Origin of the sequence: Arthrobacter sp. S39 (genome assembly GCF_004320525.1) — a bacterium.
Lineage (GTDB): Bacteria > Actinomycetota > Actinomycetes > Actinomycetales > Micrococcaceae > Arthrobacter.
Genome location: NZ_SIHX01000009.1, coordinates 75,791 through 99,024, shown reverse-complemented (window position 1 = coordinate 99,024; position 23,234 = coordinate 75,791). Strand labels below are relative to the sequence as shown.

Annotated in this window: 25 protein-coding genes and 1 riboswitch; of the genes, 13 read left to right on the top strand and 12 right to left on the bottom strand. The window is 67.9% G+C overall.

Annotated features, from left to right (window positions below; translation table 11 throughout):
• The first annotated feature begins 50 nt into the window (after positions 1–50).
• Positions 51–1,451 carry an MFS transporter gene (locus EYS21_RS17460; protein WP_131134507.1) on the top strand — a complete coding sequence of 467 codons (1,401 nt, stop codon included), beginning with the start codon at positions 51–53 and terminating at the stop codon, positions 1,449–1,451.
• 1 nt (position 1,452) lies between these two features.
• Here the strand turns inward: EYS21_RS17460 and EYS21_RS17455 are convergent, their stop codons facing one another.
• The gene (locus EYS21_RS17455; RefSeq protein ID WP_131134506.1) at positions 1,453–2,178 is read right to left on the bottom strand and encodes a class I SAM-dependent methyltransferase; all 726 of its coding nucleotides are present in this window, start codon (positions 2,176–2,178) and stop codon (positions 1,453–1,455) included.
• Between the two features lie 327 nt (positions 2,179–2,505).
• On the opposite strand from EYS21_RS17455, the gene EYS21_RS17450 reads away from it, so the two are divergent.
• Entirely contained in the window at positions 2,506–4,419 is a 1,914-nt protein-coding gene (locus EYS21_RS17450; protein WP_131134505.1) for a DEAD/DEAH box helicase, read from the top strand.
• A 104-nt stretch (positions 4,420–4,523) separates the two neighbouring features.
• Here EYS21_RS17450 and EYS21_RS17445 read toward each other — a convergent pair whose 3' ends face one another.
• From EYS21_RS17445 to EYS21_RS17435, 3 genes are all read right to left on the bottom strand, one after another.
• Complete coding sequence (locus EYS21_RS17445) at positions 4,524–5,174, bottom strand: MBL fold metallo-hydrolase (RefSeq protein WP_131134504.1); 651 nt, start codon at positions 5,172–5,174, stop codon at positions 4,524–4,526.
• 10 nt (positions 5,175–5,184) lie between these two features.
• Entirely contained in the window at positions 5,185–6,180 is a 996-nt protein-coding gene (locus EYS21_RS17440) for an aldo/keto reductase (protein ID WP_131134503.1), read from the bottom strand.
• Between the two features lie 79 nt (positions 6,181–6,259).
• Positions 6,260–6,886: a nucleoside/nucleotide kinase family protein gene (locus tag EYS21_RS17435; RefSeq protein ID WP_131134502.1), complete on the bottom strand. Its 627-nt coding sequence runs from the start codon at positions 6,884–6,886 to the stop codon at positions 6,260–6,262.
• Positions 6,887–7,018: 132 nt separating this feature from the next.
• On the opposite strand from EYS21_RS17435, the gene EYS21_RS17430 reads away from it, so the two are divergent.
• Positions 7,019–7,954, top strand: a complete 936-nt coding sequence (locus EYS21_RS17430) for an ATP-binding cassette domain-containing protein (protein WP_131134501.1) — start codon at positions 7,019–7,021, stop codon at positions 7,952–7,954.
• Positions 7,951–8,724, top strand: coding sequence for a hypothetical protein (locus tag EYS21_RS17425; protein ID WP_131134500.1), 774 nt, complete (start codon positions 7,951–7,953; stop codon positions 8,722–8,724). Before EYS21_RS17430 ends, EYS21_RS17425 begins: the two co-directional genes overlap by 4 nt.
• Here EYS21_RS17425 and EYS21_RS17420 read toward each other — a convergent pair.
• The 4 genes from EYS21_RS17420 to EYS21_RS17405 form a co-directional block, all read right to left on the bottom strand.
• Positions 8,702–9,070: a multidrug efflux SMR transporter gene (locus tag EYS21_RS17420; RefSeq protein ID WP_131134628.1), complete on the bottom strand. Its 369-nt coding sequence runs from the start codon at positions 9,068–9,070 to the stop codon at positions 8,702–8,704. The genes EYS21_RS17425 and EYS21_RS17420 overlap by 23 nt on opposite strands.
• Complete coding sequence (locus tag EYS21_RS17415; protein ID WP_131134499.1) at positions 9,070–9,393, bottom strand: SMR family transporter; 324 nt, start codon at positions 9,391–9,393, stop codon at positions 9,070–9,072. Before EYS21_RS17415 ends, EYS21_RS17420 begins: the two co-directional genes overlap by 1 nt.
• Before the next feature lie 9 nt (positions 9,394–9,402).
• Positions 9,403–9,468, bottom strand: a riboswitch (guanidine-III (ykkC-III) riboswitch).
• 70 nt (positions 9,469–9,538) lie between these two features.
• The gene (locus EYS21_RS17410) at positions 9,539–10,069 is read right to left on the bottom strand and encodes a ferritin (RefSeq protein WP_131134498.1); all 531 of its coding nucleotides are present in this window, start codon (positions 10,067–10,069) and stop codon (positions 9,539–9,541) included.
• 85 nt (positions 10,070–10,154) lie between these two features.
• Positions 10,155–10,781 (bottom strand): HutD family protein, encoded by a 627-nt coding sequence (locus tag EYS21_RS17405; RefSeq protein ID WP_131134497.1) that lies wholly within the window; start codon positions 10,779–10,781, stop codon positions 10,155–10,157.
• 78 nt (positions 10,782–10,859) lie between these two features.
• Between EYS21_RS17405 and EYS21_RS17400 the strand changes: the two genes are divergently transcribed.
• The 3 genes from EYS21_RS17400 to EYS21_RS17390 all read left to right on the top strand — a co-directional run bounded on the left by EYS21_RS17400 (position 10,860) and on the right by EYS21_RS17390 (position 12,887).
• Positions 10,860–11,699, top strand: coding sequence for an aminoglycoside phosphotransferase family protein (locus EYS21_RS17400; RefSeq protein WP_131134496.1), 840 nt, complete (start codon positions 10,860–10,862; stop codon positions 11,697–11,699).
• Between the two features lie 87 nt (positions 11,700–11,786).
• A complete protein-coding gene (locus EYS21_RS17395) occupies positions 11,787–12,386 on the top strand; it encodes a phosphoribosylanthranilate isomerase (protein WP_131134495.1) in 600 nt (199 codons plus the stop codon).
• 99 nt (positions 12,387–12,485) lie between these two features.
• Positions 12,486–12,887: a YccF domain-containing protein gene (locus EYS21_RS17390; protein ID WP_131134494.1), complete on the top strand. Its 402-nt coding sequence runs from the start codon at positions 12,486–12,488 to the stop codon at positions 12,885–12,887.
• Here the strand turns inward: EYS21_RS17390 and EYS21_RS17385 are convergent.
• The 3 genes from EYS21_RS17385 to EYS21_RS17375 form a co-directional block, all read right to left on the bottom strand.
• Entirely contained in the window at positions 12,884–13,294 is a 411-nt protein-coding gene (locus tag EYS21_RS17385; RefSeq protein WP_131134493.1) for a VOC family protein, read from the bottom strand. The two genes, EYS21_RS17390 and EYS21_RS17385, sit on opposite strands and share 4 nt — an antisense overlap.
• 69 nt (positions 13,295–13,363) lie before the next feature.
• Positions 13,364–14,233, bottom strand: a complete 870-nt coding sequence (locus tag EYS21_RS17380) for a DUF4031 domain-containing protein (protein ID WP_131134492.1) — start codon at positions 14,231–14,233, stop codon at positions 13,364–13,366.
• Between the two features lie 50 nt (positions 14,234–14,283).
• Entirely contained in the window at positions 14,284–15,618 is a 1,335-nt protein-coding gene (locus EYS21_RS17375; protein WP_131134491.1) for an FAD-binding oxidoreductase, read from the bottom strand.
• 180 nt (positions 15,619–15,798) lie between these two features.
• Between EYS21_RS17375 and EYS21_RS17370 the strand changes: the two genes are divergently transcribed.
• From EYS21_RS17370 to clpB, 6 genes are all read left to right on the top strand, one after another.
• Positions 15,799–16,209: a TOBE domain-containing protein gene (locus EYS21_RS17370; RefSeq protein WP_131134490.1), complete on the top strand. Its 411-nt coding sequence runs from the start codon at positions 15,799–15,801 to the stop codon at positions 16,207–16,209.
• Positions 16,206–17,009 (top strand): molybdate ABC transporter substrate-binding protein, encoded by an 804-nt coding sequence (gene modA / locus EYS21_RS17365; protein WP_131134489.1) that lies wholly within the window; start codon positions 16,206–16,208, stop codon positions 17,007–17,009. Before EYS21_RS17370 ends, modA begins: the two co-directional genes overlap by 4 nt.
• A gap of 42 nt (positions 17,010–17,051) precedes the next feature.
• Positions 17,052–17,924, top strand: a complete 873-nt coding sequence (locus EYS21_RS17360) for an ABC transporter permease (protein WP_131134488.1) — start codon at positions 17,052–17,054, stop codon at positions 17,922–17,924.
• Positions 17,921–18,985, top strand: coding sequence for an ABC transporter ATP-binding protein (locus EYS21_RS17355; protein WP_131134487.1), 1,065 nt, complete (start codon positions 17,921–17,923; stop codon positions 18,983–18,985). Before EYS21_RS17360 ends, EYS21_RS17355 begins: the two co-directional genes overlap by 4 nt.
• Before the next feature lie 92 nt (positions 18,986–19,077).
• A complete protein-coding gene (locus EYS21_RS17350; RefSeq protein WP_131134486.1) occupies positions 19,078–19,758 on the top strand; it encodes a hypothetical protein in 681 nt (226 codons plus the stop codon).
• 353 nt (positions 19,759–20,111) lie between these two features.
• A complete protein-coding gene (gene clpB / locus EYS21_RS17345; protein WP_131134485.1) occupies positions 20,112–22,769 on the top strand; it encodes an ATP-dependent chaperone ClpB in 2,658 nt (885 codons plus the stop codon).
• A gap of 9 nt (positions 22,770–22,778) precedes the next feature.
• Here clpB and EYS21_RS17340 read toward each other — a convergent pair whose 3' ends face one another.
• Positions 22,779–23,213 (bottom strand): ester cyclase, encoded by a 435-nt coding sequence (locus EYS21_RS17340; RefSeq protein WP_131134484.1) that lies wholly within the window; start codon positions 23,211–23,213, stop codon positions 22,779–22,781.
• Positions 23,214–23,234 lie beyond the last annotated feature (21 nt).

Below are 23,234 nucleotides of genomic sequence, written 5' to 3'. Positions count from 1 at the left end.
CGGCCGCACGCCTTGACCTCAACCTTAGTTGAGGTCCTAGGTTAGCGTCCATGACATCTGACCAGGCCGTTACCGTGCGCGATTCAACCCTCCCAGCCACCCACCCCGCCGCAGGGATCCTGCAGCGGCCCTACCTGTGGGTGACCATCGGCGCGTGCGCCCTGGTGTTCCTGGCAGCGTTCGAGTCGCTGGCGGTGACCACCATCATGCCGGTGGTCAGCCGGGACCTGGACGGGGCAAGCCTGTATGCGCTGGCCTTCGCCGGGCCGCTGGCCACTGGGGTGATCGGCATGGTGGCGGCGGGGAACTGGTCCGACCGGCGCGGCCCGGCCGCCCCGCTCTACGCTTCCGTTGCACTGTTCGTCCTGGGCCTGCTGATTGCCGGGACCGCGGCGTCGATGCCCGCGCTCGTGGCCGGGCGCCTGGTGCAGGGGCTCGGCGGCGGCGCCATGACTGTGGCGCTCTACGTGGTGGTCGCCCGGGTCTACCCGGGGGTCCTGCACCCCAAGATCTTCGCCGCGTTCGCCGCCGCCTGGGTGATCCCGTCCCTGGTGGGCCCGTTCGCGGCCGGCCTCGTGGCCCAGGTCCTGAGCTGGCACTGGGTGTTCCTGGGCGTCGTGGGCCTGGTGGTGCCCGCCCTGGTGATGATCGTTCCGGTACTCCGCGGCGTGGACCGGCAGCCCCAGGAGACGGCACTCCCTCCTTGGGCCGTGGGCCGCCTGGCCTGGGCCGCGCTCGCCGCCCTGGCTGTGCTGGCACTTAACCTGTCCGCGGAAGTCCGGATCGGCGGCATCCCGGCGGCCCCTGCCCTTCTAGCGGTCGCCGCCGTCGCGGTTGCTTTGCTGGCTGTCCGGCCGCTGGTGCCGCGGGGAACCCTGACCGCCAGGCGCGGCCTTCCCAGCGTGATCCTGACGCGCGGCCTGGCCTCGGCGGCGTTCTTCGGTGCCGAGGTGTACCTGCCCTACCTGCTGATCGAGCAGTACGCGTTCTCGCCCACCTTCGCCGGCCTCACCCTCACGGGCGGCGCGCTGGCGTGGGCCGGTGCATCGGCCATCCAGGGCCGGCTCGGCGCCCGGCTCGACCACCGTGCGGCGGTGCGCATCGGCTCGGTGCTGGTGTTTGCCGCCATCGCCCTCGCGTTGGCCACCACGGCACTGAACTGGCCTGCCGCCGTCGCCATTGCCGGCTGGATCTTCGCCGGCGGCGGCATGGGGCTGCTGTACCCGCGGCTCAGCGTCATGACGCTGGCGCTGTCCACCAAGGACAACGAGGGCTTCAACAGCTCCGCGATGTCCATCTCCGACTCGCTGGGCGGCGCGCTGGCGCTGGCCTCCACGGCCATCGTGTTCGCGGCATTTACGACGACGGCGGGATCCTTCAGCGGCGTCTTCGCCCTCGCCGCGGTGGTCGCGGCAGCCGCGGTCGCCGTGGCGCCGCGGGTTACGCGCTAACTCACGCCAGCCGGGTGGCCCGGAGAACGGTATCGCCGATCATGGCTTCCCGGCCGTCGGGTCCTGCGGTCACCCGCTCGCGCGTGGTTTTGACCTCCACCTGCCATTCCGGCGAGTCCAGGCCGAGTTCCTGTACCAGCTGCGCCGGGGTGTAGAACATCTCCGCCGCTGTGTGGTTGCCCCACGGCGGCAGCCGGTCAGGGTGATGGCCCACAATCAGCAGCGTTCCGCCCGGCTTGACGGCGCCGGCCGCAGCCCGCAGCGGCCCCTGCCACGCAAACTGCGGCGAATGCAGGAACTGGGAGGACACGAGGTCGTACGTTCCCTCCGGCTGCCATTCCGCCAGGTCGCACTGTTCCCAGTGGATGCGGCTGGGAATTTCGCCGGGTCCTTCGGCGTGCACGCTTTCGCGTTCCAGGGCGTCTTTTTCGTGCGTGGCGGCACGTTCGAGTGCGACGGCGGAAACGTCGACGGCGGTGACGGTCCAGCCCTGCTGGGCGAGCCAGATGGCGTCGGCACCTTCGCCGCAGCCCAGGTCCAGGGCCTTGCCCGGCCGAAGCCCGCCACCTTCGCGGACGAGTTGCTGGTTGGGTTTGCCGCTCCAGAGCTTGGGCTTGCTGCGGTACCTTTCGTCCCAGGCGTCAGCGGCACTTTGGCGGGGTCCGTCCGTGAGCCGGGTGCCGCCGTCGTCCGTTATGTGGTGGTGGTCCTCACCCTGTTGCGTCATGCCTCAAGCCTGCTCCTGGAGGGCACCCGCTGGCAACGTCTTCGCCGCACCGCCGGGGGCTCAAGGCGGGGCCCGACGCGCGGGGATGCTAGACTGGTGGAACTTGATGTGCAGTGATGCCCGCTTGTCCCTTTATTTGGGAAGCGGGTTTTTTCATGTGAGAGGCACATCCTGCGTCGATGAACGCGTTCCATTTGGTCCCAGCCGCCGCCCTGAATTGGGCAGCAGCACGGTTGATCACCTGACTTTTCTTCGGCGAAACCCTTGAGCCAACCGGCATCGGGGGCCGATATCCGCACGGATACCGCCTGAAAGACCTTTGACTACATGACTACTTTTGCTGCCCTCGGCACGCCCAAAGCACTTGCCGACACCCTCACCGCGCAGGGAATCGTTGAACCGTTCCCCATCCAGGTGAAGACCCTCCCGGACACCCTGGCCGGACGCGACGTCCTGGGCCGCGGCCGCACCGGCTCCGGCAAGACCATCGCCTTCGCCATCCCGCTTGTAGCACGACTCGCTGAGCGGGAAGCCAAGCACTTCCGCAAGCCGGGCCGCCCCATGGGCCTGGTCCTCGCACCGACCCGCGAGCTGGCCACTCAGATCAACGCCACCATCGAGCCGATGGCCAAGGCCATGGGCCTGAACACCACCGTGATCTACGGCGGCATCTCCCAGGCCCGCCAGGAAAAGGCCCTGCGCGCCGGCGTCGACATTGTCATCGCCTGCCCGGGCCGACTGGAGGACCTGATCCGCCAGCGCATCCTGACCCTCGAAGCCGTGGAGGTCACCGTCCTGGACGAGGCCGACCACATGGCCGACCTCGGCTTCCTGCCGGTGGTGAAGAAGCTCATGGACATGACCCCCAGCCAGGGCCAGCGCCTGCTCTTCTCCGCCACCCTGGACAACGGCGTGGACAAGATCGTCCAGCGCTACCTGTCCAACCCGCTGACCCACTCCGTGGACGACCCGCAGGCCGCGGTGACCACCATGGAGCACCACGTGCTGGTGGTCAACGACCAGACCGTCAAGAAGCAGCTGATCGTTGAGCTCGCCTCCGGCGCCGGCCGCCGCGTCCTCTTCATGCGGACCAAGCACCACGCCCGCAAGCTCGCCAAGACCCTGACCGACGCCGGGATCCCCGCCGTCGATCTCCACGGCAACCTTTCGCAGAATGCCCGTGACCGCAACCTCGCCGAGTTCTCCTCGGGTGAAGTCCGCGTCCTGGTGGCCACCGACGTCGCAGCCCGCGGCGTCCATGTGGACGACGTCGAACTGGTGATCCACGTGGATCCGCCCACCGAGCACAAGGCATACCTCCACCGCTCAGGCCGTACGGCACGTGCGGGTTCGGACGGCACCGTTGTCACGCTGACCCTTCCGGAGCAGCAGTCCGACGTCAAGAAGCTGATGAAGGCTGCCGGCGTCGAGGTCAACTTCGAGCGCGTTACTGCGAACTCCCCGCTGGTTGCTGAGCTCGTAGGCGAAATGGCCGACAAGATTGATCCGCGCACCCGCACCGCACTGCTGGCCGCCAAGGCCAAGCAGCAGGGCGGCGGCACCTCCACCGGTGCCAACGCCGAGCGTAAGCGCGCACGCCGCACCACCCAGGCGGCACCCACCGCCGGCGGCCGTGGCGGACGTGGCGGACGCGGACGGGTCTCGGCTGAGGCCCCCCGCACCGACCTGCCCCGTGCAGAGCGCCGCGCCGTGGCCTACGAAGGCCGCACTGAAGCCCGCGCCGCCGCAGACCGCGTCATCGAGCAGAACGAAGACCGCGCCATCGCCGCGGCGGCCGCACGCCGCAACGCCCGTGGCCGTGGCACCGCAGCTTCGACGCATCGTAACGACGTCCCCGCAGCAGGTGGCCGTGCATCGGCCGGCCGCGGTTCGGACGGACGTTCCGCTGAAGGCCGCACGGACTCACGCGTTACCCGCAGCGACGCTCCCCGCGGCGGTACCGGACGCCCGGCTACCACCGGCGGACAGCGTGGCGGACGCCCGGCAACGGGCCAGCGTGCAGCAGCCGGTGCAGGTGCCCGCACGGGTGGCGGACAGCGCTCCGCAGGTGCCGGTGCAGCCGGTGGCGGCAACGGCGGCAACAAGGCAGTCTGGTCCTCCAACACTGGTGGAACGTCCGGCGGATCCTACGCAGGCAACGGCGGCGGCAACGGCCGTCCGGCCCGCAGCGGCCCGCGCCGCGCGTCAGCTCCGGCGTCGAACGAACGCCGCAGCCGCTAATCCCCAACCGCTCCCTAACCTCGCAAGCTCGGTCAGGGAACCCGGCGGTCGTGGCCCCAGCTCGACCAGCGATGGTCGAGGTGGGGCCTCAACGGGGTTAAGCGCTACCAGCCGCGGGCGCGCCACTCCTCCAGATGGGGGCGTTCCGCGCCCAGGGTGGTGGGTTTGCCGTGGCCTGGATGCACCACGGTGTCGTCCGGATAGACGTCAAACAGCCGTTCGCTGACATCGCTGATCAGCTGGTTGAACCGCCCGGGATTCCTCTGGGTGTTGCCCACGCCGCCGGGAAAGAGCGAATCCCCGGAGAAGATGTGGGCAGGCCCTGCCGGGTCCTTGTACACCAAAGCCACCGACCCGGGAGTGTGCCCGCGCAGGTGCACTGCTGTCACATCGAAGCCGTCGAAGTTGCCGACGTCACCGTGGTCCAGCAGTACCTCCACTTTCACCGGGAGCTCCGGGGCGTCGTCCGTTCCGGCCGCCGTCCTGGCACCGGTCGCCTCCACCAGGGCGGGCAGTGCGCGGACATGGTCCCAGTGCTGGTGCGTGGTGGCGATCAGTTCCAGCTTGGGCGTTGCAGCGGTGTCCGCGGCGGCGTCCTGCAGCAATCCCTGGATGGCCGGAAGGTTGTCCGCGGCATCAATCAGCAGTTGCGCGCCGGACGCCTTGGCGGTCAGCAGATACACGTTGTTGTCCATCTCGCTGACCGAAATCCGGCGGATGGTGATGTCCTGTAAGTCGTGAATGAGCGTGTCCATGGGCTTCAGTTTATTCACGGCCCTGGGACACCCAGCTGGGGTCCGCCGAGCGGGAGCCGACGACGGCGTCCGCAGCCTGCTCCAGCGCGTCCAGTTGCGCCGGGGTCAGGTCCAGGGACAGGGCGCCCAGGTTTTCGTCGATCCGGTGCGTTTTGCGCGTGCCGGGGATGGGGGCCACCGCCAGTCCCAGCCGTTTGCCCTGCTCCAGCAGCCACGCGAGTGCCACCTGGGCAGGGGTCGCGGAAAGCTCGGCAGCCACTGCCCGCACTGCCTCCACGACTCCCTGGTTCGCGCCGGCCACATCCTCCGCGAAACGGGGGATCCGGCGTCGGAAGTCATTGGCTCCGAGGCTGGAGGCGTCCACGGTGCCGGTGAGGAATCCCCGGCCCAGCGGCGAATACGGCACAAAACCGACGCCCAGCCCGGCCGCGGCCGGAACTACGTTGCGTTCCACGTCGCGGCTCCAGATGGACCATTCGCTCTGGACTGCGGCGATCGGATGGACGGCGTGGGCTTCGGCCAGTTCCGTCGCGGTCACCTCTGACAGGCCAAGGTGTTTGACCTTGCCCTGCTGCACCAGCCCCGCCATGGCCTCCACGGTTTCCACAATCGGAACGCGGAGGTCACGGCGGTGCATGTAGTAGAGGTCGATCACGTCCGTGCCCAGGCGTTTCAGGCTGGCGTCGACGGCCTGCCGGACGTAGGCGGCGTCGCCCCGGATGTCCGTGTAGCCGTCCGCCGGGTTGCCCACCAGAGAAAACTTGGTGGCGAGCTGCACTTCACTGCGGCGGTCCTTCAGCAGTTGGGCGATGAGTTCCTCGTTGCTGCCTCCGCCGTAGATGTCCGCGGTGTCGATAAAGCTGACGCCGGCGTCCACGGCATGGTGCAGGGTTTTGAGGGCCTCGTGCGGGTCAACCTCGCCATACACCGGCGTGAGGGCCATTCCGCCGAAGCCCAGGGGACTGACCTTGAGGCCGTCACCGAGGTGAATCAGTGGTGCAGTCATGGGTGCGCGCTCCGTTCCTTGTGGACTTGTGTCCCAGCCAAGAACCCCGGCCGCGGGCGGAGTATTCCGGTGCGGTGTCCTAGCCCCAGGGGATGATCCGGTCCGCTCCCTGGCGCGTGGACTCGATCATCACGGCGTTTGTCTCGTCCGGGCCCATCGCCCAGGCTTCCGCCGCCGTCCGTTCCATGCCGAACTCCACGTGCCGGTCCACCAGCCGGCCCAGCCGAAGCGCGGGTGGGGTGTCCATGAACCAGACCTCATCCAGCTGCGCCCGGACGTTCTTCCACTCCGGCGTCTCCGCGAGCAGGTAGTTGCCTTCGGTGATCACCAGCGGCACGGACACCGGGACCGCGATGGACGCCGCCACCGGCTCGTCCAAGGTGCGCCGGAATTCCGGGGCGTACACCACTGCCTCATCGCGCCGCACCAGCCGCTGCAACAAGGAGAGGTACCCGCCGACGTCGAACGTGTCCGTGGCCCCTTTGCGCTGCCGCAGCGGGGTGCCGTCAATGATCGCGTTGCCCAGGTGGAAACCGTCCATGGGCACCACGACGGCGAGGTCCGCACCGAATTGCTGCTGGAGCCAGGATGCGAAGGTCGATTTTCCCGAGCCGGGCGCCCCGGCAATGCCCAGCAGCGTCCGCCGGCCGCCGTCGAGCCTGTGCCGAAGGGCGTCCAGCGCCTGCCGTATCTCGGGGGAGTCCATGGCAAAAGCCTAAACCGGCCGCTGGTGCCTCCTGGCGTCAAGTCACAGGATGCCACTTTTATCAATCGTTTTTAGTGATACCTTCAACGGGGCCATAGGGGATGCGCCCACGGATACTGAGGGGATTGTCCATTGGGGTTAGCGTCGGAGGCCGTTGCGGGGATTTCGTTCGCGGGAGTCACCAAGGCATATGCCGGGCGGAACGTGGTGGACTCCGTCAGCTTCGATTGCCCGCCAGGATCCATCACCGGTTTCCTCGGGCCGAACGGCGCGGGCAAGTCCACAACGCTGCGGATTGCCGCCGGCCTGACGCGTGCCGATGCCGGCGAAGTCCTTTTCGACGGACGCCGGCGGGAGGACCTTGAAAGCCCGGGGCGCACCATCGGCTTCGTCCTGGACCCGACGGCGCTGCACCCCGGCCGCTCGCTGCAGGAGACCCTGAAGCTGAACGCGATGCTGCTGGATCTGCCGCATTCCGCCGTCGCGGAGGCGCTCAGCCTTGCGGGCCTCGAAACGGTGCGGAAAAAGCGTGTGGGATCGCTGTCCCTGGGGATGCGGCAGCGATTGGTCCTGGGCATGGCACTCCTCGCCGGGCCGCAGTTCCTGGTCATGGATGAGCCAACCAATGGACTCGACGCCGACGGCGCACTCTGGGTCCGGAACTACCTAAAGCACTTCAGCGCCCAGGGCGGCACTGTGCTGCTTTCGAGCCACCTCCTCCGTGACATGCAGGCCGTGGCCGACAACATCGTGATGATCGACCGGGGGCGGATCGTCGCCGCGGGCACCGCCAGGGAGTTCAGCGTCAGCACCAGCACCAAGGCTGCCGCCGTCGAACCGGACCGCCTTGCGGACGTCTGCACCCGGCGGGGGTGGACCTTCCACCTGTCCGGCAGGGAGCTTTACATTGACGCCGCCCCCGAGGACATCAGCCGGGCCTGCCTTGAGCACATGGTCGTGCTGACGCACCTGTCCAACGTCACGGAATCAGCGCTGGAGGAGAAGTTCCTTGCTTTGACCTCCGGCGAATTCAGCAGCCGCAACAACACTCTGGAGCAGATCCGATGAGCCAGTCCACTCTCCGGTCAGCACCTGTCCGTGACGGCAACAGCCGGCAGGTCGGTTTTATGCGCCTGGTTGCCGTCGAAATCCGCAAGCTGGTGGACACGCGCAGCTCCCTGGCGATCTTCGCAGTGCTCGCGGTCATCGCTGTGGCGTTGGTGGTTGGGTTGGCGGTTTTCAGCACGGGACAAGGCACCCCCGTCACGTTCACCAGCCTGGCAGGGAGCATCGGTCTTTTTACGTCCCTGGCGATGCCGCTCATCGGCATATTAGGCATGACCTCCGACATGGCGCACCGCACCACGCTGGTCTACTACCCGCTGCTGCGGGGCCGGGCCGGACAGTTCTGGGCCAAGGTTCTGGCTGCTGCCCTCCTGGCAGTGGCCCTTCAGCTCTTCGTGTTTGTGTTGTCGGCTGTTGTGGCTGCCGCCCTGGGCGGCAGCGCGGCCGGACAGTTCGAGGGTGCAGGGCAGGAACTGTGGGACGGGCTGGCCGCGTGCCTCCTGAGCACCATGTTCGGCGTTGCCCTGGCCGCAGCGATCCGCCGGACTGCCTTGGCCATCATCACCGTCATCCTGGTCAGCCTCGTCGGAAATGGCCTCATCCTTACGCTCCTCCCGGATGCCAGCGGCTACCTCAGCACCATTACCGCGCTCGGTGCACTGATGGGCGGACCGGGAGCACCGACGGCCCTGGAAGTGGTTTCGTCCCTGACCCTCTGGTACCTGGTTCCCCTCGGCATCGGCTGGTGGATCACCGAGAAGAGCGAGGCGTAACCTTCGCAGATTTCCCGGCAGGCAGGGACTTCAGCCCCGCCGCGCAACCAACAATCCCGGCGATGAACAGCACCTTCAAAATGCTGAAAGGTTCGACGCCGGTGGCCATCGCCCAGCCGACCGTCAGGGCAGCCCCGATCCCCACCCAGACGGCGTAGGCCGTGCCGAGCGGGATACTGCGGATGGCGAGCCCCAGGCCAACCATGCTGAGCGTGGCCGTCACGGCGAAGACAACGGTGGGGAGCGGGCGGGTGAAGCCGTCGGACAGGCCAAGGGCCGTAGCCCAGACGGCTTCCAGCACGGCGGAGGCGAGCAGCAACAGCCACGCGGTGGAGCGCTTGTTCATCACGCCACCACCTTCAGGCCAACCACGCACGCGGCGATGCCGGTGAGCAGCAGCAGGCGCGCCGCCGTCGGACGTTCCGCCCGGGTGATGATCGCGTAGGCGGACGTCAGCACCACTCCCACGCCCACCCACACGGCGTACGCGGTGCCGGTGGGGATGGCCTGCATGGCGATGGCGAGGCCGGCCATACTTGCGAGGACGGCGAGCAGGAAGAGGAACGCGGGCGCAACGCGGCGGCGGCCGGAAGCCTGGAAGGTCCGGTGCAGCGCAGCGGCCCAGACGGCCTCCAGCGCCCCGGAAAGAATGAGGATTAACCACGACATGACAGATCCTTTGGCCAGTCTTGTCGCGTGCCGGGTACTGAACCGTCGTCCGGAGGATCCGTTGCGGAGCCTTGGTTCCAGCGTAGCAACGCCCGACGGCGGCTGGCCACGTTGGTGGCCAACCTCACCGAGGGCGGGGCAGCGCTTAGAGGGCGCCGCCTGCCACCTCGGGGCCGCCGCCGCCGCGGCCGCCGTCGCCGATGGTTTCGCGGGCGATGAAGTTCTCGATGTCGAACAGGTTATCCGCTCGCTCGGCGATGTTCAGCAGCGTGGTCATGGCGGCGACTTCCTCCACCTGCTCCTTGAGGAACCACAGCATAAACTGCTCGCCCAGGGCGTCGTCCTCCGCCCGGGCGGCCCGGAAGAGGGCCTCGATGCTGGCTGTCACTTCCTTCTCCTGCTGCAGCGCCAGGGCCAGCGGCTCCGTTACTTTGGAGAAATCGTTGCGCACGGCAGGGACGCCCGGGATGGTGAAGGCGATGTCGCGGTCCAGCATGTACTGCACCATCATCAGGGCGTGGTTCCGTTCCTCCACCGACTGCCGGAAGAAGTAACGGGCCAGCTGCGGGAGGTCCTGGTTGGCGAACCAGGTGGCCACGGCAATGTACTGCTGCGAGGCCGCAAACTCGTTGCCGATCTGGGTGGACAGAAGCGCATTAAAAGGTGTGGAGGTCATAGCCCGAGTCTAGGAGCGGCGCCCGAGCGTGACCAGTGTGGAAAGGCTCAGATAACGAAGGCGAGGCTAGCCTGCCACGCGTTGCCTAGGCCAGGACGCGGTCGATCGACACGACGGCCAGGAAGCCGCGGCCCAGGATCTCCGGGGAACGGGTCTCGGAGCCCACGACGGCGTCGTAGCGGCCCAGTGCCTCAGGCTCGGCTGCCGGGGCTGCTTCGGGTACGCCATCCGTTCCGTCGTCGGCCTCCGGCGCGGCGCCCGGGCTGACGGTGGCCTGGCCCTGGAGCAGCACGGCAAGCTGGCCTTCGAAGACAGGGTGCGCGCGCTTCTTGGACAGTTCGATGATGGACGTGAAGCCCTTGAAGGAGCCCGTCCGGGTGATGACGTTGAGGTTCCGGATATCTCCGGTGGGCAGTGCGCCGTTGGCAGCGGCCTCCCCGGAGAACCTGAATGGGCGGTACTTTTCGAGGGGATGCTCTTCGCCGTCCACGGTCAGCAGGAGCAGCTCGCCCTCGACCACCGTCAGGACGCGCTCCATACCGGGGAACGGCGAAAAGTCGCCGGCCTTGGTGAGCTCGGCAATGCTGACCCGCCAGTCCCACGCCCCGTCCTGTGCTGAGGCGGCCTGGGGATGGCTGGCCAGCTCACGGGTCACCCCGCCGCCGTTGCGCCACGGTTCGGACCTAAGTTCTGCAAAGCGGATGATCTCCATTCGTCCAGCCTAGTTTGTCGGGTCTGCCGGGCGGCGTAGTTCACCGGGCCGCGTTGCCACGCGTGGCATGCTGGATGGATGCGCCAGGGGATCACCGACGAACAGAACCGGCTTCTGGCGTCCTGGCTTGGTCGTTTCACGGTGGTCCGGGACTACTCCTGGCCCCTGCAGGACACCAATGTCCTCCACGTGGTCACGCCGTCGGGAGCGGACTTCATCATCAAGGCGAGCACCACCAGCCACCACATCCATCGCGAAATCGCAGCGCACGCCGCGGGCTTCGAAGGGCTCGACGGCCGGGTCCCAGCCTTACGGCATGCCTCAGCCCGGGCCGGAATCCTGGTGACGGAGTTCCTGCCGGGGACGCTGGTCGAGGGGACGCCCGCCGAGGACGAGCCTGAAACGTACCGCCAGGCGGGAGCGCTGCTGGGGAGCATCCACCGGCCAGCCGGGTCCTCACCCCACTACGCCAACGCCCTGGCCATCAAGACCAGCGCGTGGATGGACCGCGCACACGGGCTGCTGCCGGAAACCCAGCTGACCAGCCTTGCCCGGAACCTGGATGCCTTGAACCCGGGCACCGTGGAGCTGGTGGCCACGCACGGCGACTACCAACCGCGGAACTGGCTGCAGGACAACGGGCAGATCAAGGTCATCGACTTTGGCCGGGCGGAACGGCGTCCCTGGGTGCACGACCTCGTGCGGCTCAGCCACCAGCAATTCGTTCACAGGCCAGAACTTGCCGAGGCTTTCCATGCCGGCCTGGGCAGGACCGTCGGGCCGGCGGAAGCGGATCTGTGGCGGCTGGAGAACCTGAACCAGGCCATCGGCACGGTGGTGTGGGCCCACCAGATGGGGGACACTGCCTTTGAACAGGCCGGGCGGGACATGGTGGAGCGGGTGCTGGCCGCCCGCTGAAAGACCGGCGTCACATCGGCGCACGGGGCTCTTCCCTGCTAATGTCCTCCCGGGGGACGTCACGAAGACAGCCTGAAGGAGCCGGAAATGTTCGTCAAAGTCTGTGGTCTCAGTACGCCCGAATCAGTCCGTGAGGCCGTGCAGGCCGGGGCGGACGCCGTCGGCTTTGTCCTGACGGCCAGCCCGCGGGTGGTCACGCCGTCGCAGGTTTCCACTCTTCTGGCCGATGTGCCGGACGGCGTGGTCGCCGTCGGCGTTTTCCGGCACGAACCTGTCGCCGATGCCATTGCCATCGCCCGTGCCGCCGGACTCGAATGGGTCCAGCTCCACGCGGACCTCACCCCCGAAGACGTCACAACAGTGCACGACGCCGGCATGAAGCTGATCAGGGCGGTCACCATGGCAGCCACTGCGGACGCTTTCGCCGACTGGGGCGAGGAACTCCTGCTGATTGACGCCGCCGTGCCCGGGTCCGGCGAGGCCTGGGACTACGCCTCCATGGTGGACGTGACCGCACTCGAGGACCGCAAGTGGCTGCTGGCCGGCGGACTGGATCCGGACACCGTGGCGCACGCCGCCGCAGCCTCGGGCGCGTGGGGCGTGGACGTCTCCTCCGGCGTCGAAATCTCCCGCGGGGTGAAGGATTTGGCCAAGATCCGCGCGTTCGTCACTGCCGCCAAGGGCTGACCGCAGGTCCTTCGCGGGTCCGGGCCGCGGCCAGGACTCAGGGGTGACTCAGGGCAGTCCCGGAGGTTTTTGCCGGACCCGCCGGGGCACAATGGACAGATGAAGACACTGCTCAACATCATCTGGCTGGTTTTCGGCGGGTTCTGGCTTGCCCTGGGCTACTTCGTGGCCGGCATCATCTGCTGCCTGCTGATCGTCACGATTCCGTGGGGCATCGCGTCCTTCCGGATTGCCGCCTACACGCTGTGGCCGTTCGGGCGCATGGTGGTGGACAAGCCGGGCGGCACGGGCGTGTTTTCACTGCTCGGCAACGTGATCTGGCTGCTGGTCGCGGGCATCTGGATTGCGATCGGCCACGTGGCAACAGCCATTGCCATGGCCATCACCATCATCGGCATTCCGCTCGCCATCGCCAACCTGAAGCTCATCCCGGTGAGCCTGATGCCGCTCGGCAAGCAGATTGTGCCCACCGACCGCCCGTTCATCACCGCCTACCGCTAGGCCGTGCCGGTGACCAGGCCCTGGGCTTCCAGTTCGTCGGAGCGCAGCGCCCGCAGCACGCAGAATTCGTTGCCGTCCGGGTCCGCCATCACCACCCAGGTCACCTCCGGCCCCTGCCCGACGTCGACGCGGGTGGCGCCCAGGGCCTCCAGCCGCTTGACCTCCGCGGCCTGGTCTTCCGGACGGAGGTCCAGGTGCAGCCTGTTCTTGAGTTCCTTCCGCTCGGGCACCTTCAGGAACAGCAGGTCCGGGCAGACACCGTCGGCAGGGCTGCCTGCCGGCGGCTCCAGCACGATTTCGTCCTCCGCCTCATACGTGCGGCGCCACTCGAGGGCCTTCTCCCAAAAATCCGCGGGTACTTTCGGGTCGGTGGAGTCGATGCTGAGGGCTTGGATGCGCAGGTTCATCCGTGCAGTCTTCCACCGGCTGCCGGCGCCGTAAAGGCTCGTCCCGGTGCTGGGCGCGCGGGTGCGGGGTCAGGCCAGTTCGCCCCGGAGGTTCCGGCGTGCGGCATCGAGCCACAGTTCCCGCGCCCGCGCGCTGTGGAAGAGCGGGTCCAGTTCCAGCAGATGGCGTACGACGGCGGCACGCCCGGCCGCGAAGTCGGCGTCGCCGATGTGCGCGTAGTCTTCCCGGACGGCGGCCACATACCTCGCGTAGGGCTCCGGTTCGCCGCCGAGCACTGACAGGTCCGCGTCACAGAGGAGTGCGCCGTCGTCGTCCCCCGGCTCCGGGCGGTGCTCCGAGGTGAGCCGGACCAGCCGCGCCACTTCCTCGACGTCCGCGTCGGGGAGCCCGGCGTGGGCCAGACGTTCCTCGGCGAGCCGGGCGGAGTCCTCCTCGTCCTGGCCGGCGGCTCCGCGGTACACGGCGTCGTGGAACCAGGCGGCCAGCTGGACGATGCGGGGAGGGGCAGCGGGTTCGGCGAGCAGGTCCAGGGCCTCCAGCACCGCGAGGAGGTGCGTGCGTCCGTGGTACTTGCGGTGCTCCTCGCCCCACCGGTCCAACAGGTCCAGGAAGAGGGCGTCATGGCCGGGCATGATGCTTTCCCAGCGGTTCAGGAGCGGAACTTTCAGCGACTTGCTGCGCTGCCGTGCCGGGATCCGGAGCCCACTGGCGATGAGTTTGCGCACCAGGATCCGTGCCTCCACCGGGATGGCCCCGGCGGCCACCAGGTCCCCGAACCGGCGCTCCGGCACGTCGTAGTGGTCGCCGTCGAAGGCCCGCTCCGGGATCCCGGCCGCAGCGGCGAAGGCGTGGAGTTCCTCGAGCGAGGCGTCCGAAATGAGGTGCGAGAAGTGCGTGCCGTGCGCAGGCCAGAGGGGCGGATCAAGGTAGATGGCCATGCTGGAAGTCTAATCCCGGCTGCTCCTTAGCCTGGGCACGCGGAACCGGATCAGGAGCCGGCCGGCAGGATGTTCTGGTTGCCGCGGAAGACGTTCTGCGGATCGAAGTCGCGCTTGACCCTGGCCAGCCGCGCGTAGTTCCCGTTGCCGAAGGCGGCGCGGATCCGGTCCTGCCCTTCGTTACCAATGAAGTTCAGCCATACGCCGCCGTTGGCGTACGGCGCGATCTTGGCGCGGAAGTCCTTGACCCAGGCCTTGGCCAGTTGCCCTTCTTCGGGTGTGGGGGAGATGCCGTACGGGTGGCTGACCCAGGCCGCGTTCCGGTTAATCAGCGGGGTGGCCGATCCAGCGTTCCCTCCGACGGCGCCGCCCCAGCGCGCGATGAGCTGCTGGGACGTGGCATCGGGGAGGTTCCGGGCCGATTCCACAAAGATGTCCAGGGCTGCATCGGGAAGTTCGTCGTGGTAGTCGGCGCTCCAGTAGTTGTAGTGGTCCGGCGGATCGTCCAGGGAGCCGTTGAACTCTGCATAGCCTGTGTCGCCCACCAAGTCGACGGCGGGCCCGAGTTCGCGGAACGGCCTCGCATGTTCGGAGCCTTCCTCGGCGTCACCCGCGAAGACGTAGCCAACGGCGACTGCCAACTTTCCCACCAGATGCTCAGGCACGAACGGCTCCGGCGGCGCGGTCAGGTACAGCAGTCCCACCCCGACGCCATCGGGGGCCGCCAAGGCCAGGTCCCGGTACGCGCGGGAGACGTCCAGGGCCTCTTCGCCCGGCCACAGCCATAACCCGGCATGGACCACGGGGCCCAGCCGGTGCGCCTGGAACGTAAAGGAAGTGGCCACGCCGAAGTTCCCGCCTCCGCCATGGAGCGCCCAGAAGAGTTCGGGATTCTCGGTGGCGCTCGCGGTAACGCGCTCGCCGTCGACCGTCACCAGGTTCACCGAGACCAGGCTGTCGCACGCGAACCCGTAGGACCTTTCCAGCCAGCCGGACCCGCCGCCGAGGGTGAAGCCGGCGATGCCGGTAGTGGAGGCGCGGCCGCCGGTCACCGCCAGGGCATGCTCCTGGGTGGCGTGGTCGAACTCGCCCCAGGTGACGCCTGCCCCCGCGGTGACGATGCCGGATTCGGGGTCCACGTCGATCGACTTCATGGGCCGCACATCGATCACCAGGCCGCCGTCGTTCATGGACATTCCGGCCACTGAATGGCCGCCGGCGCGGACGGCGATGGCGAGGGAATTCTGACGCCCGTAGCGGAGGGCCTCGGCCACGTCCGCGTCGTTGGAGCACTGGGCGATGACGGCCGGACGCCGGTCAATCATGGCGTTGAAGACCTTGCGGGCCTGGTCGAAGTCGGGGCTGTCAGGTTTGATCCACTTCATCACAACGCTCCTCAACGGGTGCGGCTCTTCCCCTCCACATAGCGTAGGACTCCCGGCTCCGGCGTTCCATAGCCGGTTCGCAGCAGGAATCCGCGCGCGGCAGTCCACGACCAGGGTCATAATTCGCTTCAGCGGAGCAAAGTAGCAAAAAGAGCCGCAAATGCGGTCTAGAATGGCAAAATGCCCACGATCCGCGTTTCAGAAGCCGCCCGTTTCCTTGGTGTCAGTGACGACACCATCCGCCGCTGGACGGAGAACGGCAGCCTGACTCCGGTTAAGGACGACGCCGGCCGGCTGGCCGTTGACGGGCTGGAACTGGCCCGCCATGCGCAAAAGCTCGCTCAGCTGCCCGAGGACCCGCACCGGACCGGAAGCTCGGCCCGCAACCGGTTCGTTGGCCTGGTCACCGGCATCACCGCCGACAAAGTCATGGCGCAGGTGGAGCTCCAGTGTGGACCGTTCCGGGTGGTGTCGCTCATGAGCAGCGAAGCCGTCCGCGAGCTGGGGCTGGAACTCGGCTCCGTGGCGACCGCCGTGGTCAAAGCCACCACCGTCATCATCGAAACACCGCAGGGAAAGAGCGTCGTATGAGGAACATCCGTGGAAAATCGCGCACCGTGGCGGCTGTGGTCGCCCTTGGACTGGCCGGTGCCCTCAGCGCGTGTGGCTCGGCCGCCCCTGCGGGAAACTCCACATCAGCGGGCACTTCACAGCTGTCCGGAACTGTGACTGTCTTTGCCGCCGCATCCCTGAAAGCCACGTTCACCCAACTGGCCGCAGACTTCGAAGCCAGGAACCCCGGCACCAAGGTCACGCTGAGCTTCGCCGGCTCCTCGGACCTGGTCACGCAGATCACCCAGGGGGCGCCGGCTGACGTCTTTGCCTCCGCCGACACCAAGAACATGGCCAAACTGGCCGACGCCAAACTCCTCGACGGAACCGCGAGGAACTTCGCCACCAACGTCCTGGAGATTGCCGTCCCTCCGTCCAACCCGGCGTCGATCACCACCTTTGCCGACCTGGCCAAACCCGGAATCAAGGTGGTTGTCTGTGCCAGCCAGGTTCCGTGCGGCGCCGCCGCGGACACCGTGGAAAAGGCCGCCGGCGTCACGCTGTCCCCGGTCAGCGAGGAATCCTCCGTCACCGATGTCCTGGGCAAAGTAACCTCCGGCGAGGCCGACGCGGGCCTCGTCTACGTCACCGACGTCAAAGGCGCCGGCAGCAAGGTCAAGGGCATCCCGTTTGACCAGTCCGGCGAGGCCGTCAACACCTATCCCATCGCCACAGTAGGCTCGAGCCGGAACAAGGAACTGGCGGACGCCTTCATCACCATGGTCACCGGCGCCGAGGGCAGGAAAACCCTCAGCGAGGCCGGCTTCGGCGCACCGTAAGCAGTCCGTACCGTCAGGGCACCGCCCAGACCCAAGGAGACCATGAAGCAGGCCAGGAACGGCGGGTACGGCGGCATCCCGCGCTGGATCTACGCCATCGCCGCCGCCGGCGGCCTGTTCGTGCTGCTCCCGCTCGCCGCCATGGTGGCCAAGGTCAACTGGCCGCAGTTCATCCCGCTCATCACCTCGGAATCGTCGTTGACCGCCCTCGGCCTGAGCCTCCGCACCTCCGCGGCCAGCACTTTCCTGTGCCTGGTGCTGGGCGTTCCGCTGGCGCTGGTCCTGGCCCGCGGGCGCTTCCCCGGGCAGGGCCTGCTCCGTTCCTTCGTCCTGCTCCCGCTGGTCCTTCCGCCCGTGGTGGGCGGCATCGCCCTCCTGTACACCTTCGGCCGGCAGGGGCTCCTGGGCAGGACGCTGGAGGTGGCCGGACTCCAGATCGCGTTCTCGACGACGGCGGTGGTCCTCGCCCAGACGTTTGTAGCCCTGCCTTTCCTCGTAGTCAGCCTCGAGGGCGCCCTGCGCACGGCCGGGAACCGCTACGAGGCGGTGGCTGCAACCCTCGGCGCCAGGCCCACCACGGTGCTGCGCCGGGTCACGATTCCGCTGGTCCTGCCGGGCCTGGCCTCCGGGGCGGTGCTGTCGTTCGCCCGCAGCCTGGGCGAGTTCGGCGCCACCCTCACCTTCGCCGGAAGCCTGGAGGGGGTGACCCGGACGCTGCCACTGGAAATCTACCTGCAGCGGGAGACGGACGCCGATGCCGCCGTCGCGCTTTCCCTGGTCCTGGTGGCAGTGGCGGCGGCCGTGGTGGCGCTTGCCTACCGCAGGCCGCGCACCTCCGGCGGCCTCCAGGACAGCGCGCCGGGCCAACGGGAAAGCCCGACGCCGGCGCCCTCCGCGGGGAGCGCAGTCCGGTGACGTTTACGGTCCAGGCCGCCGTGGGCGCCCGGGATTTCGACGTGTCCCTGGCCGTGGGGCCGGGCGAAACCGTGGCCGTCATGGGCCCCAACGGCGCGGGCAAATCCACCCTCCTCAACGTTGTCGCCGGTCTGCTGCACCCGGATTCAGGCAAGGCCGAACTGGACGGCAGGATCTTGTTCAACCTCGTCGCCGGCCGCGGTGAATGGACTGCGCCGCACCGCCGCGGCACCGCGCTCCTGGCGCAGGAACCGCTACTTTTTCCGCACCTCAGCGTCCTGGAAAATGTTGCGTTCGGCCCCCGCAGCGCCGGCGTTTCGAAGCATGCGGCACGCGCGTCCGCCCTGCGCTGGCTGGCCGAGGTGGAGGCTGCGGAGCTGCAGGGCCGCCGGCCTGCGCAGCTGTCCGGCGGGCAGGCCCAGCGCGTGGCGGTGGCCCGGGCCCTCGCTGCTGACCCGGGCCTGCTGCTCCTGGACGAACCGATGGCAGCTCTGGACATCCACACCGCCCCGCTGCTCCGGCGGCTGCTCAAGCGGGTGCTCGCGGGCCGCCGCGCCATCATCATCACGCACGACGTCCTGGACGCCCTGATGCTCGCAGACCGGGTGGTCATCCTCGAAAACGGCCGGATCGCTGAGCAGGGTCCCACCCGCGAGGTCCTGCAGGTGCCGAGGAGCCGGTTCGCAGCAGGGCTCGCCGGCCTGAACCTCGTCACCGGCACCATCGCCGGCCATGGGCTGCTTGCCGGCGACCTGGCGATTTATGGCCAGCACGACGAACTGCCCGGGGACCTGCCGGCAGGCCAGCCCGGCGTAGCGGTCTTCCCGCCGTCGGCCGTTTCCGTTTTCCTCACCGAGGCGCACGGCAGCCCGCGGAACTCCTTCGCCGTCACGGTGACCGACCTCGAACCCTATGGCGACCGGATCAGGGTCCGCGCCGGAGCCGGCGGGCAGCTCAGCGCCGACGTCACGCCGGAGGCCGCTGCCGACCTGGGACTTGTCCCCGGCCTGCAGGTGTACTTCGTGGTCAAGGCCGCAGTGGTCTCCATCTATCCGGCCTGAGATCATCCCCTGGGCTGAACCCGCGCGCGGCGGCCTTGGCTAGGCTGGTCAGCGCCGGCCCAACCGCGCCGGCACTGATGTGGGGGAGTGCAGTGAAGCTACGGAACAGGAAAATTACGACGGCGGCCGCCGGGTTGGTGCTCGCGGCCGGACTGGCAGGGTGCAGCCTCTTCCCGTCACCCCGGCCGCCTGTTCCGTTGCCGGCCACACCCACCTCAATGCTTCCGGCCAGCTGCCCGTTCCTGGCGCCGGAGGAAGTCCGCCCGGTCCGGATTCCCCAGGGGACTCCCAAGGAAGCCATCGGCGGAGTGCTGAATTCCTACGGGGCCTGGCTCAACGCAGGGTCAGAGACCCTATCGACGTGGCAGGCCGGCGGCACGGTCCCGCGGGAATGTGTGGACAGCCTGGCCGCGGCAAACGCCGAGGCGTACTCCACCACCATTTTCACCAGCCACAGTGACGTGGCCTGGCAGCAGTACTTCAGCGCGGTCGAACGGATGAACGCCCAAACGCTGCAGGGCGTCCGCGATGCCACGGAAGGCCAGGGCAGCCGGGGCACCTTCGAGCTGCTGAAGGAGATCGACTCAAGCTCCACGGAGAACGGCACCTTCCTGAAGTTTGATGCCGTGTACAAGCCGTCAGCCGGAACGCCGGCAGGAGCCACCTGGGAGGAATGGGACAAGCCCACACGCTGGTACGTGGAGCTCATCCCTGACGGGGACTTCCTGGTCATCAACTACGTGGAGCAGACGCTGGCCGCCGGCTATCCCTGAGCTGGCGGGCCTGCTCCGGAAATGTAGTTGACTGACTTTGTCATTTTTCGTGACACGGTTCACGCCGGCGAGTAATATCTCTTGTGGATCGCCGAGTACCCATGGTTGATCCATCCACTCAGCTGCGCCGATCGGCGCACGCAGGCCCTCGGGCGGGTGGCTCCTTGGGGGAGTCACCCGCCCGGGATGTTTAAGCCGGGGATACAGTGCAGGGGTAACCACTTGTGGAACCCTGGGCGTCGCCTGGTGCGGGGTTCGCTGTGGGCAAAAAATCGCGGTGGAGCAGGTTCCGTCAAAGTTGAGCGTAGTAGACTCAACTTAGCGAAAATGCGCATCCCCGGAAGGAGCTCTCTTTGGACGTCAAATTCACCACCAAGAGCCAGGAGGCTCTTTCGGCAGCAGCCATGAACGCCTCCACGGCCGGAAACCCCCAGGTGGAACCGGCCCACCTGCTCAAGGCGCTGATGGATCAGCGGGAGGGCGTCGCCGTCGCGCTCCTCCGCGCCACCGGCGCTGATCCGGACGCCGTCAGCGTCCAGGCGAGCAGCGCCATCAAGGCGCTGCCGGCAACCTCCGGAGGCTCCACGCAGCAGGCGCAGCTGTCCCGGCCCGCGCTGCAGGCCATCCAGAACGCCAAGAACGAAGCCGACCGGCTGGGCGACTCGTTTGTCTCCACCGAAGTCCTGCTGCTGGGCCTCTCCGCGGGGAGTGACGCCGTCGGGCGGTTAATGCGCGACGCCGGTGCCTCCCACGAGGCACTGCTCGCCGCCCTGCCGGGTGTCCGCGGGGACCGGAAGGTGACCAGCCCGGACCCGGAGAACACTTTCCAGTCGCTGGAGAAGTTCGGCACAGACCTGACGGCGATGGCGCGCTCCGGGAAGCTGGACCCGGTCATCGGCCGCGATACCGAGATCCGGCGCATCATCCAGGTGCTGAGCCGCCGCACCAAGAACAACCCTGTCATCATCGGCGAACCCGGCGTGGGCAAGACCGCCGTCGTCGAAGGCCTGGCCCAGCGGATCGTGGCCGGTGACGTCCCGGAAAGCCTGCGCGGCAAGACGCTGATCGCGCTGGATCTCGCGTCCATGGTGGCCGGCGCCAAGTACCGCGGCGAGTTCGAGGAGCGGCTCAAGGCTGTGCTGGAGGAGATCAAGAACTCGGGCGGCCAGATCGTCACGTTCATCGACGAGATCCACACGGTGGTGGGCGCCGGTGCCACGGGGGAGTCCTCGATGGATGCCGGCAACATGCTCAAGCCCATGCTGGCCCGCGGCGAGCTGCGGCTGATCGGCGCCACAACGCTGGACGAGTACCGCGAGAACATCGAGAAGGACCCCGCCCTGGAACGCAGGTTCCAGCAGGTTTACGTGGGCGAACCCAGCGTGGAGGACACCATCGGCATCCTCCGCGGCCTGAAGGAACGCTACGAGGCACACCACAAGGTCACCATCGCAGACTCCGCGCTGGTGGCTGCGGCGACGCTGTCCAACCGCTACATTTCCGGCCGCCAGCTTCCGGACAAGGCCATCGACCTGGTGGATGAGGCCGCCTCCCGGCTCCGGATGGAGATCGACTCCGCGCCGGAGGAGATCGACCAGCTGCGGCGGTCCGTGGACCGGCTCACCATGGAGGAACTGGCCCTCGCCAACGAGAAGGATCCGGCGTCGGTGGAACGCCTGGCCGCGATCCGGGCTGACAAGGCCGACAAGAACGAGGAGCTGTCCGCGCTCAACGCCCGCTGGGAGGCCGAGAAGGCCGGGCTCAACCGTGTCGGTGACCTGAAGGCCAAGCTGGACGAGCTCCGCTCCACCGCGGACAAGGCGCAGCGCGAGGGCGACCTGGAGACGGCGTCGCGTGTTCTGTACGGTGAGATTCCGGCCCTGGAGCGTGAACTGAGCGCCGCCGCCGAGGCTGAGGCCGAGGTGAAGGACAAGCCTGCCCAGATGGTGGCGGAGCAGGTCACTGCGGACGACATTGCCGAGGTCATCTCGGCCTGGACCGGCATTCCCGCCGGGCGCATGCTGCAGGGCGAAAGCCAGAAGCTGCTGCATATGGAGGAGGAGCTCGGCAGGCGCCTGATCGGTCAGGCCAAGGCCGTGGCTGCGGTCTCCGACGCCGTCCGCCGTGCCCGCGCGGGCATCAGCGACCCCAACCGCCCGACCGGATCCTTCCTGTTCCTGGGTCCCACCGGCGTAGGCAAGACGGAGCTCGCCAAGGCACTGGCGGATTTCCTGTTCGACGACGAACGCGCCATGGTGCGGCTCGACATGTCCGAGTACGGCGAGAAGCACTCGGTGGCGCGGCTCGTGGGCGCGCCTCCGGGGTACGTGGGCTACGAGGAAGGCGGCCAGCTGACCGAGGCCGTCCGCCGCCGGCCGTACTCGGTGATCCTGCTGGACGAGGTGGAAAAGGCCCATCCGGAAGTCTTCGACATCCTGCTGCAGGTACTCGACGACGGCCGCCTCACCGACGGCCAGGGCCGCACCGTGGACTTCCGCAACGCCATCCTGGTCCTGACCTCGAACCTGGGCAGCCAGTTCCTGGTGGACCAGAACCTGGACGCCACGGCCAAACGGACCGCCGTGATGGCCACCGTCAATGCCTCCTTCAAGCCGGAGTTCCTGAACCGGCTGGACGAAGTGGTGCTGTTCGACGCCCTGACAGTGGATGAGCTGGCGGAGATCGTCGAGCTGCAGGTGGCAGAGCTTGGCAGGCGGCTGTACGAGCGCCGCCTGACCCTTGAGGTGACCGACGGCGCCCGGGCCTGGCTGGCCATGTCCGGCTTCGACTCCGCCTACGGCGCCAGGCCGCTGCGCCGGCTCGTGCAGAAGGAGATCGGCGACCGCCTGGCCAGGGCCATCCTGTCCGGCGACATCACGGACGGTGACACCGTGCTGGTGGACACGGCTGCCGACGTCGATGAACTCACCATTGAGGGCTTCGAGGCCCTCTCCGGGCCCGGCGGCGGCGCTCCCGCCGGCACGGGCCTGGTGGTCCGGCGGAAGGACTAGGCACCTGGGTTAGCCCGCGGTATGTGCCTGGGAGGGCACTGCGGTCAGTTGCTGCTTGATGTCCTCCCAGTTTGTCGCCACCCGGCGTTCCACGATGAGGCCGTCCACCACGCGCTCGAGAGTGAGGCTTTCGCTGGTGATGGGAGCGCCGGCCGGGGCGATTCCTTCGAATTCGCCGCCGCTGTGCACCGCGTGCATGGTCACCCGGCACGCCACCAGGTCACCTTCGGCGACCTGGTCCTCAAGGGTGAAGCTGGTGCCGCTGAACATGGCGTTCCAGCCTTTGATGGCCTGCAGCATGGTGCCGCGGTCCACCGGTTCCGTGTTCCCGTGCACGTACGCCTGGAGGTTGGGCGACAGGACGCTGATGAGCCCTGCTTCGTCCTGGTCTTCAAAGGCCCGGAAGAACCTGCGCACCACTTCTTTGTTCTGGTCAGTAGTCATTGGACTGTCCCTTTCGATTCC

What these genes read in the sequence shown, in the direction of transcription:
- modA (WP_131134489.1), top strand. Translation starts at nt 16,206, where the DNA reads ATGAGGAACATCCGTGGAAAATCGCGCACCGTGGCGGCTGTGGTCGCC.
- EYS21_RS17420 (WP_131134628.1), bottom strand. Translation starts at nt 9,070, where the DNA reads ATGAACAAGCGCTCCACCGCGTGGCTGTTGCTGCTCGCCTCCGCCGTG.
- EYS21_RS17395 (WP_131134495.1), top strand. Translation starts at nt 11,787, where the DNA reads ATGTTCGTCAAAGTCTGTGGTCTCAGTACGCCCGAATCAGTCCGTGAG.
- EYS21_RS17375 (WP_131134491.1), bottom strand. Translation starts at nt 15,618, where the DNA reads ATGAAGTGGATCAAACCTGACAGCCCCGACTTCGACCAGGCCCGCAAG.
- EYS21_RS17460 (WP_131134507.1), top strand. Translation starts at nt 51, where the DNA reads ATGACATCTGACCAGGCCGTTACCGTGCGCGATTCAACCCTCCCAGCC.
- EYS21_RS17440 (WP_131134503.1), bottom strand. Translation starts at nt 6,180, where the DNA reads ATGACTGCACCACTGATTCACCTCGGTGACGGCCTCAAGGTCAGTCCC.
- EYS21_RS17360 (WP_131134488.1), top strand. Translation starts at nt 17,052, where the DNA reads ATGAAGCAGGCCAGGAACGGCGGGTACGGCGGCATCCCGCGCTGGATC.
- EYS21_RS17340 (WP_131134484.1), bottom strand. Translation starts at nt 23,213, where the DNA reads ATGACTACTGACCAGAACAAAGAAGTGGTGCGCAGGTTCTTCCGGGCC.
- EYS21_RS17425 (WP_131134500.1), top strand. Translation starts at nt 7,951, where the DNA reads ATGAGCCAGTCCACTCTCCGGTCAGCACCTGTCCGTGACGGCAACAGC.
- EYS21_RS17370 (WP_131134490.1), top strand. Translation starts at nt 15,799, where the DNA reads ATGCCCACGATCCGCGTTTCAGAAGCCGCCCGTTTCCTTGGTGTCAGT.
- EYS21_RS17415 (WP_131134499.1), bottom strand. Translation starts at nt 9,393, where the DNA reads ATGTCGTGGTTAATCCTCATTCTTTCCGGGGCGCTGGAGGCCGTCTGG.
- EYS21_RS17410 (WP_131134498.1), bottom strand. Translation starts at nt 10,069, where the DNA reads ATGACCTCCACACCTTTTAATGCGCTTCTGTCCACCCAGATCGGCAAC.
- EYS21_RS17435 (WP_131134502.1), bottom strand. Translation starts at nt 6,886, where the DNA reads ATGGACTCCCCCGAGATACGGCAGGCGCTGGACGCCCTTCGGCACAGG.
- EYS21_RS17445 (WP_131134504.1), bottom strand. Translation starts at nt 5,174, where the DNA reads ATGGACACGCTCATTCACGACTTACAGGACATCACCATCCGCCGGATT.
- EYS21_RS17405 (WP_131134497.1), bottom strand. Translation starts at nt 10,781, where the DNA reads ATGGAGATCATCCGCTTTGCAGAACTTAGGTCCGAACCGTGGCGCAAC.
- EYS21_RS17450 (WP_131134505.1), top strand. Translation starts at nt 2,506, where the DNA reads ATGACTACTTTTGCTGCCCTCGGCACGCCCAAAGCACTTGCCGACACC.
- EYS21_RS17385 (WP_131134493.1), bottom strand. Translation starts at nt 13,294, where the DNA reads ATGAACCTGCGCATCCAAGCCCTCAGCATCGACTCCACCGACCCGAAA.
- EYS21_RS17455 (WP_131134506.1), bottom strand. Translation starts at nt 2,178, where the DNA reads ATGACGCAACAGGGTGAGGACCACCACCACATAACGGACGACGGCGGC.
- EYS21_RS17400 (WP_131134496.1), top strand. Translation starts at nt 10,860, where the DNA reads ATGCGCCAGGGGATCACCGACGAACAGAACCGGCTTCTGGCGTCCTGG.
- EYS21_RS17380 (WP_131134492.1), bottom strand. Translation starts at nt 14,233, where the DNA reads ATGGCCATCTACCTTGATCCGCCCCTCTGGCCTGCGCACGGCACGCAC.
- EYS21_RS17390 (WP_131134494.1), top strand. Translation starts at nt 12,486, where the DNA reads ATGAAGACACTGCTCAACATCATCTGGCTGGTTTTCGGCGGGTTCTGG.